This is a genomic window from Nocardiopsis sp. NPDC058631, assembly GCF_042716955.1.
GTDB lineage: Bacteria > Actinomycetota > Actinomycetes > Streptosporangiales > Streptosporangiaceae > Nocardiopsis.
Genome location: NZ_JBHXQY010000147.1, coordinates 1 through 10,667, shown reverse-complemented (window position 1 = coordinate 10,667; position 10,667 = coordinate 1). Strand labels below are relative to the sequence as shown.

Here is a 10,667-nt window from a genome sequence, read left to right as displayed (position 1 = left end):
GTCCGGGACCGCCGACCACCGTTCCGGTCTTCGCGCACAGGGTGTCGAGGCGCACAACGGACCTAAGTGGGCATCCTTCGGTCCGTGGCGCTCGCACATGCCCCTTCCAGGCGTAATGCCCCGGCCGGAAGGGTACTTTCCCCCGTGATTCGGGGCCAGTGCCCGCACATGTGGTTGAGACGAGCAGAGCGGTCCGCTAGGTTCGTCCCGAACGTGAGTGCTCTTTCGGAGCGAAGGCAGGGTCTGTGCCCTCCGGTCGGGACCCGCACACTCACCCCCCGCCCCAGTGCGGAACCTGTTCTCCCAGCACCCCTATGCGGACTTCCCAACCCCAAGGAGCGGACCGCCATGAAGAACCCCGGTGGTCGGCGTACGGCCCGCCGCATCGTGACCACGACCGGTATCGGCGCTGTCGTCGCGAGTACCCTCATCGCCCCGGGCACCGCCTACGCGGAGCCGACCCAGGAGGACGTCGAGGAGCGGATCGAGGAGCTCAACGAAGAGTCCGCGGGCGCCGTCGAGACCTACAACCAGGCCAAGGAGGACCACGAGGTCGCCGAGGCTCTGTACGAGGAGCTGGAGGAGCAGGTCGGGGACGAGGAGGAGCGCTACGAGGAGCTGCGCGGCAAGGTCCAGCAGCTCGCCAGCGCCTCGTACCAGTCCGGTGAGCTGGACTCCACGACCAGCATCCTGACCTCTGACGGCCCCGAGGCCCTGCTGGAGCAGAACGCCGACCTGAACTACCTCTCCGAGGCGCAGAAGGCCGAACTCGACGAGTTCGGCGAGTCCTCCGAGCGGCTGTTCACCCTCAAGGACGAGGCCGAGGAGGCCCTTGAGGAGTCCGAGACGGCGCTGGAGGAGGCCGACGAGGCCAAGACCGACGTCGAGGCGAAGATCGAGGAGCAGCAGGAGCTCCTCAGCCAGTTCCCCGACGCCGACCGGTCGGCGGACGGCGCCGACGGCTCCGCGGGCCAGTCCTACACCGGTGGCGCGTCCGGCAGCGCGGGTGCGGCGCTGGACTTCGCCTACTCGAAGGTCGGCCTGCCCTACGTCTGGGGCGGCACCGGCCCCAACGGGTACGACTGCTCGGGTCTGACCCAGGCCGCCTGGCGCAGCGGCGGCGTCGACCTGCCCCGTACCACGTTCGCCCAGGCCGAGGTGGGCAACAGGATCAACGACATGAGCGCGCTCCAGCCCGGCGACATCATGTTCTTCTCCGGCGTGAACCACAACGGGCTCTACGCGGGCAACGGCCAGATGGTGCACGCGCCGAGCAGCGGCCGCAACATCGAGGTCGTGGACCTGGCCGCGTACTGGGCCGGCCAGTTCGAGTTCGGCGTCCGCCCGTAGGACCACCCTCCGCACATGCTTCGAGGCCGCCACCGGTTCGCCGGATGGCGGCCTCTTCGTGTGCCGGGGCGCTCAGTCAAGGGACAGGGAGGGGGTTTTCGGACACTCGACGCCATCCGGCAGAACGTCACGAAAAGGTTGAGAGGGACCTGCGGAATGCACTAGTGTTCGTCGCCGTACCCGGTTGCTCCTCTTCACCGCCCTCCGGTGGTGACAACCGCGTCCCGACCGGGCCCACAGCGTTCGGGCCGGCCCCCGGCCCTTGAACCCCCACCCGGCGCAGTCCCTTGCTCCCGCTGAACACCGCACGGCCCGGAACAAGGGGAGAAAGGTGTAACCCAACGTGTCTGCATCCCCTGGCGGCCGCAGGCGCCGCACAGCGGTCGTCGCCGCCCTCACCCTCGGTGTCGTCGCCCTGCCGTCCGCGGTGGCGCACGCCGAGCCCACCGCAGAAGAGGTCCGCGAGGAGATCGAGAGCCTCGAAGAGGAGTTCATCGAACTCAACGGGACCTACAACGAGGCCCAGGAGACCCACGAGGCCGCCGAGGAGAAGCTCGAAGAGGTCCTGGAGGAGATCGAGGCCGCCGAGGAGAAGGTGGAGGAGCTGGGCCTGGACGTGCGCAAGCTCGCCGGCGCGGCCTACTCCGGTACCGACTTCACCTCCTTCAACGAGCTGGTCAACTCCACCGGGCCCGAGAACGCCCTGGCGCACCAGGCCGATCTGACCTACCTCGCCAGCCAGGACGACGGCCGGCTGGCGCAGTACGCCGAGGAGCTCGCCAACCTCGAGACGTTGGAGGCCTCCGCGGTCGAGACCGAGGAGGAGGCGGCCGAGGCCCTGGAGGAGGCCGAGGACGCCACCGAGGAGGCCGAGGAGGCCATCGAGGAGCAGGAGGAACTGCTCTCGCAGCTGACCGCCGAGGAGCAGGAGGCGGCGACCGAGAACGTCGGCGCCTCCAGCGGATCCGACGGAGGCGGAGGCGGCGGCAGCAGCTACACCGGCTCCGCCTCGGGCAACGCCCGGACCGCTCTGGACTTCGCCTACTCCAAGGTCGGCATGCCCTACGTCTGGGGCGGCACCGGCCCCAACGGATACGACTGCTCGGGTCTGACCCAGGCCGCCTGGGCCGCCGCGGGCGTGAGTCTGCCGCGCACCACCTACGACCAGGTGAACGCGGGCCAGCGGATCTCCTGGGAGAACAAGCAGCCCGGCGACCTGCTGTTCTTCTACCCGGGCGGCAGCGGCCCGGACCACGTGGGCATGTACGCGGGCGACAACGTGATGGTGCACGCGTCCACCTCGGGCCGACCCATCGGCACGGTGACCCTGAACGACTACTACCGGTCCAACTTCGTCGCGGGCGTCCGCCCCTGACGCAAGTACGCACCCCGGAGCCCCGTGACACGGTGTGTCACGGGGCTCCTGTGCGTCCTCCCCGCCCGTCGGGGGTGGGGCGCGTATCCACGCGGCGCCACCTGTACGTCGTAGATTTTTCCGAGTCGCCCAGGGCGCCCCGCCACGCGTGGCCCACGGCGGAGGCACCCCCGCGCCCGGACCGTGTCTAGACTCGCTCCCGTGTCGCGAACCCTGATCATCACCAACGACTTCCCCCCGCGCTCCGGAGGCATCGAGTCCTTCGTCCACGAACTGGCCCGGCGCCGCCCCGAGGGCTCCGTGGTCGTCTACTGCTCCTCCCCCACCGGCGGCGACGCCGCCGCGGACCCGCACTTCGACCTGCGCCAGCCCTTCCCCGTCGTCCGCGACACCGCGCGCGTCCTGCTGCCCTCGGCCAGGGTGGCCGCGCGGGCGCGCTCCATCGCCGCCCTGGAGGACTGCGACTCGGTGCTCTACGGGGCCGCCGCGCCCCTGGGCCTGCTCGCGGGCGGGCTGCGCGGCCGGGTCCGCCGCCAGGTGGCCCTCACCCACGGGCACGAGACCGGCTGGTCGATGCTCCCCGGTGCCGGCGCGGCGCTGCGCCGGATCGGCGACACCACCGACACCGTCACCTACCTGGGCCGGTACACGCACAGGCGGCTCTCCCTGGCCCTGTCCCCGGCCGCGGCCGCCCGCATGCGCCGCCTGGCACCGGGAGTGGACGCCGACCGGTTCCGTCCCGGCGCGGGCGGCGAGGAGGTCCGCGCACGCCACGGCCTGGGCGGTCGCCCCGTCGTCGTGTGCGTGTCGCGCCTGGTGCCCCGCAAGGGCCAGGACACCCTCATCCGGGCCTGGCCCCGTGTCCTGGCCGACGTGCCCGACGCTGCCCTGCTCATCGTCGGCGACGGACCCTACGCTCCCCGGCTGCGCTCGGCGGCGGCGGGGATGGGGTCGGTGGTCTTCACCGGCCCCGTCTCCCCCGCCGAGCTGCCCGCCCACCACGATGCGGGCGACGTGTTCGCCATGCCCTGCCGCACCCGCCGGGGCGGACTGGACGTGGAGGGGCTCGGGATGGTCTACCTGGAGGCCTCCGCCTCCGGGCTGCCGGTCGTGGCCGGCGACTCCGGAGGTGCCCCGGACGCGGTCCTGGAGGGCGAGACCGGACGGGTGGTGGACGGCTCACGTCCCGGTCCGGTGGCCCGCGCCCTCATCGGACTCCTGAAGGACCCCGACCGGGCCGCCCAGATGGGCGCACGCGGCCGGGAGTGGGTGACGCGAACCTGGACCTGGGATCGCACGGCCGAACGCCTGGACGGCCTCCTGGGAGCTCCTGGCCCCTCGGGCGCCTGACGGTGGAACCCCTCGGCCCCTCCTGCCCGCTACAGGCCCTCGCCGTGCACGCTGCCCGGGGTCCCGGACCCGTCGGTCACCTGGGGCTCACCGGTCTCGCTGTGCTCCAGCCACTCCTTCCATGAGCGCTGGTAGAAGCCCCACCCGTTGTCCCACTCCAGCTCGCGCCCGGTGCCGGTGGTCTCCAGGACGTCGCCCATCAGCGCCTTGTCGTGGAACCACCGGGCGTCCTCCACCGACATGTTCGTACAGCCGTTGGAGGTGTTCGCGTGGCCGATGTTGCCGTTCCACGGCGCCGCGTGGGTGAACTCACCGCTGTTGGAGGTGCGCACCGCCCAGGCCACGTCCAGGCGGTAGTGGCCCGGCGACCCCTCGGGGATCCCGACCGTGGCCGAGTCCATCACGAGCGCGGCGTACTTCTCCATGGTGATGTGCGTGCCGGAGGTGGTGGTGTTGAACCGTTCCAGGCCCTTGCCGTTGCTCACCGGGATCGTGCGCACCGCCTTGCCGTCGATCTCCACCTCCAGCTCGTGGTCGGGCACGTGCATCGTGGAGATCAGCTCACGGCCGATCTCGAAGTCGATGCGGTCGTCGTCCACGCCGTAGACGCCCTCGGCCGCCTCCACCCCCGTCAGGCGCAGGTCCACGGAGACCTTCTGGTGCGGCTCCCAGTACTCCCGGGGCCGGAACACGGCCGTCTCGTCGGTGACCCAGTTCCAGGCCCCCTCGACCTCGTGCTCCGAGGTCACCTCGATGGAGTTCTCCACCTGGACCTTGTTCTCCACGGGCAGGTCGAAGGTGACGACGACGGGCATGCCGACGCCGACGGTCTGGCCGGTCCGCGGGAAGTTGGAGACCAGTGCGAGGCGTGCGTCCTCCCCGACGCCCGCCGTGTGGAACCGCGCGAGGACCTCGGTCTCCTCGCCGTCGGCGTCCTCCGCCGTGGCGTAGACGCTCACCGCGGCCCCGGGGACCAGGTTCCAGTCACTCTCCCAGCTGGTGCCGTCCCCGCTGAGGGTGCCGGTGAAGTCCGGGTCCTGCGCGGCGGAGGCGCCGTCCCCTCCCGCGTCCCCGTCCGCGTCCGCCAGCTCGTCGGCGGTGGTCTGCTCCACCCGCACGTCCGTGATGACCCCGCCCTCGGACTCCACGCGTACCGGCGTGTCGGGAGCCACCGAGGTCGCGCCCGGCTCCGGGGTGACGGTGATCTCGGGCCCGGGTGCGGCCTCCCCCTGCGGCCCCGGGTCGTCCGTGGTGGTGCAGGCCGTCGCCACGAGGACGACGGCGGCTCCGGTCACGAGGCGGCGGACCGCCGACCGGGAAACTCGTCCCTTCACGCCAAGGACCTCCAGCGTCGGTTGCGACATGGCCCCGGCACGCGGAACTGGTCAGTACCTCGAACGCCACGGGCCCTGATACGCCGCGTACCGGGACAGGAACCCGGTGTCACGGCCAGGCCACCGAAAACACGACCCCGGTGGCCGGTCGGATCTCGCTGTGCGAGACCTTCCGGCCACCGGGGCGGTGACAGTCGCATTCTACCCGGAGTAGTCAGCCATTCACGCTATGTGGCTATTTCTCGGGGTGGCGCGCGCTCTAGTGCTGGAACTCCTTGCGGTAGTACTCGAAGATCCAGCCGATCGAGGTGAGGATGATCGCGAAGGCTCCCGTGATCACCATCCACCAGCCGATGGCCACGCCCACCGCGGTGAACGCGACGGCCATGGCGACGAACATCGGCCACCAGCTGTGCGGGCTGAAGAACCCGTACTCTCCGGCGTTCTCGGCGATCTCGCCGTCCAGCCGCTCCTCCGCGGGAAGCCCGTGGAAGCGCTCGCTGCGGCGGGCCGCCTGCCAGAGCCAGAAACCGATCATCCAACCGAAGCCGATGGAGACCACCAGGGCGGTGGTACCCGTCCACTCGATCGCACCGGTGTCCTGGTAGGACCAGTACACGTACAGGGCGGCAGCAAGACCGAAGAAGGTCGAGATGCCCATGAACAGATAGGCCTGCGTCTTCATGGCGAGATCCCTAGTTCCTCTCGGGGTCCGTGCCCGCCGGAACCGCGGCGTGCGGGTGGTTCAGGTCGAACGCGGGACGCTCCGAGCGGATGCGCGGCAGCGACACGAAGTTGTGCCGCGGCGGCGGGCACGAGGTCGCCCACTCCAGCGAGCAGCCGTAGCCCCACGGGTCGTCCACGGTGACCAGCGGCGCCCTCTTCGCGGTGATGTACATGTTCCAGAAGAAGATGAGCGTCGAGGCGGCCAGCACGAACGACGAGACCGAGGAGATCTGGTTGAGCTCGGTGAACCCGTCGCCGGGCAGGTAGTCGGCGTAGCGGCGCGGGAAACCCATGGCTCCGAGCCAGTGCTGCACCAGGAACGTGCCGTGGAAGCCGAAGAACAGAAGCCAGAAGTGGAACTTGCCCAGCTTCTCGTCGAGCATCCTGCCGGTGAACTTGGGCCACCAGAAGTAGAAGCCCGCGAACATCGCGAACACCACGGTGCCGAACACCACGTAGTGGAAGTGGGCCACCACGAAGTAGGAGTCGGTGACGTGGAAGTCCAGCGGCGGTGAGGCCAGGAGCACACCGGTCAGCCCGCCGAAGAGGAACGTGACCAGGAACCCGATGGTGAACAGCATCGGTGTCTCGAAGCTGAGCTGGCCCCGCCACATCGTGCCGATCCAGTTGAAGAACTTCACCCCGGTCGGGACCGCGATGAGGAACGTCATGAACGAGAAGAACGGCAGCAGCACCGCGCCCGTCGGGAACATGTGGTGCGCCCACACGGTGACGGACAGGCCCGCGATGGCGATGGTGGCGGCCACGAGGCTCTTGTAGCCGAAGATCGGCTTGCGGCTGAACACGGGCAGGATCTCGGTCGCGATGCCGAAGAACGGCAGGGCGATGATGTACACCTCGGGGTGCCCGAAGAACCAGAACAGGTGCTGCCACAGGATCGCCCCGCCGTGCTCGGCGTTGAAGACCTGTGTGCCGATCATGCGGTCGGCGCCCAGGGCGATCAGGGCGGCGGTCAGGACCGGGAACGCGATGAGCACCAGCACGCTGGTGAGCAGGGTGTTCCAGGTGAAGATCGGCATGCGGAACATCGTCATGCCGGGTGCGCGCATGCACAGGCCGGTGGTGATGAAGTTGACCGCGGCCAGGATGGTGCCCAGACCGGAGACGGCCAGGCCCAGGATCCACAGGTCGCCGCCCAGGCCCGGTGAGCGGACCGCGTCGGAGAGCGGCGTGTACGCGAACCAGCCGAAGCTGGCCGCGCCGCCCGGGGTCAGGAACCCGCCCACGGCGATGAGGCTGCCGAACAGGTACAGGTAGTACCCGAACAGGTTGATACGGGGGAAGGCGACGTCGGGGGCGCCGATCTGCAGCGGCATGAGGATGTTGGAGAACCCGACGAAGAGCGGGGTCGCGAACATCAGCAGCATGATCGTGCCGTGCATCGTGAACAGCTGGTTGAACTGCTCGTTGGACATGACCTGCATGCCCGGGAGGAACAGCTCCAGGCGCATGAGGAGCGCCAGGACACCACCGAGGAGGAAGAACGCGAACGAGGTGATCAGGTACATGTACCCGATGACCTTGTGGTCGGTCGACGTCAGCCAGTTGACGATGATGGAGCCCGTGCTCGACGGCGCCTGGCCGTCTGGTGTTGCCGTCGTGGTCATTACTCGTTCTCCTCGGCGTCGGCCGCGCCCGAACCGGTGCCCTCGGCATCCGATCCCTCGGCGCCCGAGCCCTCGCCGGAGTCCGTTTCGGAATCCACGGCCTCGGCGGCCTCGTTGTCGGCGGTCACTGCCGCCTGCTCCTGCTCGGCGGCCCACGCGTCGTACTCGTCCTGGGGAAGGACCTCGACGTTGAAGAGCATGCGGGTGTGGTCGGTGCCGCACAGCTCGGCGCAGCGGCCGATGTACTGGCCGACGCTGTCCTCGGTGAGGCTCGCCTGGAACGCGTTGTCGCGTCCCGGGACGACGTCCATCTTGAAACCGAACTCGGGGATCCAGAACGAGTGGATGACGTCGGGCGAGTGGAGGTCGAAGTGGACGGTCGCGCCCTCGGGAAGCACCAGTGTGGTCTGCGTCGAGGGGTCGGCGGTGCCGTCCGGGTTGGGGATGCCCGTCTCGGAGAAGAGCACCTCGCCGCCGTTCTCCTTGGTGTCGTCGAGGTAGTTGAACTGCCAGGCCCATTGGAAGGCCACGACCTCGATGTTCACGTCGGCCGGCTCGTCGGTGTCCAGGATGATCGCCTGGTCCCGCGCGGTGAAGAAGAAGAGCACGGAGATGACGACGATCGGCAGGACGGTGTAGAGCGCTTCGATGGGCATGTTGTACCGCACCTGCGGCGGCAACTGCTCAGAGCGCTTGCGGTGGAAGATGACTGACCAGATGATCAGCCCCCACACGAGAATGCCGACCGCGAAAGCCGCCACCCAGGAGCCCTGCCAGAGCGAGAGAACACGCTCGGCTTGGTCGGTGATCGGCTCCGGCATGCCCAAACGAGTGAGATCGTTCGACGCGCAGCCGGTCGCGGCCAGCCCCAGCACGGCGAGCGCGGCGCCGCGTGGTGCCCATCGGCGCAGACTGGGGCGCCGATTTTCTTGGCGGGTCGGACTCACGGATTGCCTTCCCAGCGGTGAAGCCCGTGGATCCTCCACGGGCGGCCTAAGTGTCCAAAGCTTGTCAAGGGGAAACATTATCGCGAACCGCCCGGCGTGCCGTTCATGGGCTTACCTGGTCAGCGTGTTGCCAGACGCCCCTGCGCGGAATGCGCGGCGGTACGTGGAGCCGGGCCCGTTCGCCCGCGGAGGATACCCTCCCGGCCGGCTACGGAGCGCGGCCCGGCGTCCCCCCGGGCCCTCCTCCCCGCGGGCGACCGCGCCGCTCTCAGGCGGCGGTTCCGGAAGCTTCGCGAGGAAAGACCAAGGCGAGCGTATCGCTGGGTTTACGACGCCCTTAACCGGGTTCGCCTTACGGAGCCGGGCAGGTCAAGATTGGGATACAGGATGACAGCACACAGGGGGTGTCCGTGCCCGAGTATCCACCGCCGCAGGCTCCGCTGGTCACCGTCGAGGCGGTGGGCCGCAAGTGCCCCATACCGATCATCATGCTGGCCGCCAGACTGGGCGAAGTGCCCATCGGGTCGGTCATCGCGGTCACCGCGGACGATCCGGCCGCGAGGGCCGACATCCCCGCGTGGTGCCGGATGAAGATGCACGAGTTCGTCGTGGAGGAGCCCCTGGCGCGGGGTAGCGCGTTTCACATCCGCCGGATGTACTGAGCCGGATCCGGGTCGCGCGGGGCGCGGTCCCGTTGCGATAACGATTCGGCGTCCGCTGTTTCCCGGGGGCGGCCCGGGAGTGCGTCCGCACACGACGAGGCCGCGCGGACAGGGTCCGCGCGGCCTCTTCCGGTCCTCGGGGCGTCCCGGGGGACGCCCGTGGGGCGGGGTTCGCGACTAGGCCGCGTTCCGCGGATCATTCCGGGCTCGCGTCACCCAGGCTGCCTCTTGCCGCGCCGGCTGCGCTTGGACAGCCACGCCCGGGCTGACCTGCGCTACTCGTCTTGCGAGAGATGACCTGGAAGCCGCTCGCGTCGATCGGCGCAAGCGCCGAGTCAACCGAAAGCCTCCACGGACCACGCCCTATCGGGCGTAGAACTCGACGACGAGCTGCTCGTCGAAGGGAACCGGGATCTGCTCACGCTTGGGGCGGTCGATGACCGCGATGCGCAGGTCCTTGTGGCTCACCGCGAGGAAGCCGGCGATCTTGTCGTCCGCGTGGACGCCCTCGGCGGCCTCGACGAACGGCACCATGGTGCGGGACTTCTCCCGAACCTCGATGATCTGTCCGGCCTTGACCTGGTACGACGGGATGTCGACCTTCTTGCCGTCCACGGTGACGTGACCGTGGTTGATGAACTGGCGGGCGGCGTAGATCGACGCGGCCAGACCGGCGCGCAGCACGACCGTGGCCAGACGCATCTCCAGCTCGGCGAGCATCTCCTCACCGGTACGGCCGGGGCGCTTCTTGGCGTTCTCGTAGATCCTGACCAGCTGCTTCTCGGTCAGGTCGTAGTACCAGCGCACCTTCTGCTTCTCCGCCTGACGAACGGCGAAGTCGCTGCTGTTGCGGCGGACACGGCGGCCGTGCTCGCCGGGCGGGTACGGACGCTTCTCGAAGTAGCTGACCGCCTTACGGGTCAGCGGGGTGCCGGCGCGCCGGGACAACCGCACCTTCGGTCCGGTGTAGCGCATGCAATGTCCTTTCAGGGTGAATCAGGGAATCCCAGGTAAGGCTGGCCTAGATCTGGGAGGCGCTCACGGCGCCCGAGCCCCGACCACGTGCCGGGGCACGGGGGTTCGGGGTGGGTTCCCCACCGTCGCGGCGACCCTGCGCGGACGGCTTGGGCTTGGTAACCGGTACGCGTTTCAGCGCACCGGCGGGCACGGGGCTCCCCGTGCCGGCGGCCCGGACGCCTCGATGGCGAGCGGCCGACCGTTCGGGGCGCGGCCCGGTCCGGGTTCGGATCGGGTCGTGCGGGTCGCGACTATCTACTGTACGGGTTCCCGGGCAC

At 69.4% G+C, this 10,667-nt stretch carries 9 protein-coding genes; 4 read left to right on the top strand and 5 right to left on the bottom strand.

Features of this window, described 5'->3' with window-relative positions; translation table 11 throughout:
• Positions 1 to 348 precede the first annotated feature (348 nt).
• From ACFWTE_RS28545 to ACFWTE_RS28535, 3 genes are all read left to right on the top strand, one after another.
• On the top strand, positions 349 to 1,350 hold the full coding sequence (locus ACFWTE_RS28545; RefSeq protein WP_378783017.1) for an NlpC/P60 family protein: 1,002 nt from the start codon (positions 349 to 351) through the stop codon (positions 1,348 to 1,350).
• Between the two features lie 343 nt (positions 1,351 to 1,693).
• On the top strand, positions 1,694 to 2,725 hold the full coding sequence (locus ACFWTE_RS28540) for a C40 family peptidase (protein ID WP_378783016.1): 1,032 nt from the start codon (positions 1,694 to 1,696) through the stop codon (positions 2,723 to 2,725).
• 201 nt (positions 2,726 to 2,926) lie between these two features.
• Positions 2,927 to 4,075: a glycosyltransferase family 4 protein gene (locus tag ACFWTE_RS28535; protein WP_378783015.1), complete on the top strand. Its 1,149-nt coding sequence runs from the start codon at positions 2,927 to 2,929 to the stop codon at positions 4,073 to 4,075.
• A 29-nt stretch (positions 4,076 to 4,104) separates the two neighbouring features.
• Here the strand turns inward: ACFWTE_RS28535 and ACFWTE_RS28530 are convergent, their stop codons facing one another.
• The 4 genes from ACFWTE_RS28530 to coxB all read right to left on the bottom strand — a co-directional run bounded on the left by ACFWTE_RS28530 (position 4,105) and on the right by coxB (position 8,584).
• Entirely contained in the window at positions 4,105 to 5,409 is a 1,305-nt protein-coding gene (locus tag ACFWTE_RS28530; protein WP_378783014.1) for an Ig-like domain-containing protein, read from the bottom strand.
• Positions 5,410 to 5,668: 259 nt separating this feature from the next.
• Positions 5,669 to 6,094, bottom strand: coding sequence for a cytochrome c oxidase subunit 4 (locus tag ACFWTE_RS28525; RefSeq protein ID WP_267948872.1), 426 nt, complete (start codon positions 6,092 to 6,094; stop codon positions 5,669 to 5,671).
• A gap of 10 nt (positions 6,095 to 6,104) precedes the next feature.
• Positions 6,105 to 7,763 (bottom strand): cytochrome c oxidase subunit I, encoded by a 1,659-nt coding sequence (ctaD, locus tag ACFWTE_RS28520; RefSeq protein WP_378783013.1) that lies wholly within the window; start codon positions 7,761 to 7,763, stop codon positions 6,105 to 6,107.
• Positions 7,763 to 8,584, bottom strand: coding sequence for a cytochrome c oxidase subunit II (gene coxB, locus ACFWTE_RS28515; protein WP_378783012.1), 822 nt, complete (start codon positions 8,582 to 8,584; stop codon positions 7,763 to 7,765). The genes ctaD and coxB overlap by 1 nt, the downstream gene beginning before the upstream one ends.
• Positions 8,585 to 9,120: 536 nt before the next feature.
• Between coxB and ACFWTE_RS28510 the strand changes: the two genes are divergently transcribed.
• The gene (locus tag ACFWTE_RS28510; protein ID WP_378783011.1) at positions 9,121 to 9,372 is read left to right on the top strand and encodes a sulfurtransferase TusA family protein; all 252 of its coding nucleotides are present in this window, start codon (positions 9,121 to 9,123) and stop codon (positions 9,370 to 9,372) included.
• A gap of 363 nt (positions 9,373 to 9,735) precedes the next feature.
• Here ACFWTE_RS28510 and rpsD read toward each other — a convergent pair whose 3' ends face one another.
• Entirely contained in the window at positions 9,736 to 10,347 is a 612-nt protein-coding gene (gene rpsD / locus ACFWTE_RS28505; protein WP_378783010.1) for a 30S ribosomal protein S4, read from the bottom strand.
• Positions 10,348 to 10,667 lie beyond the last annotated feature (320 nt).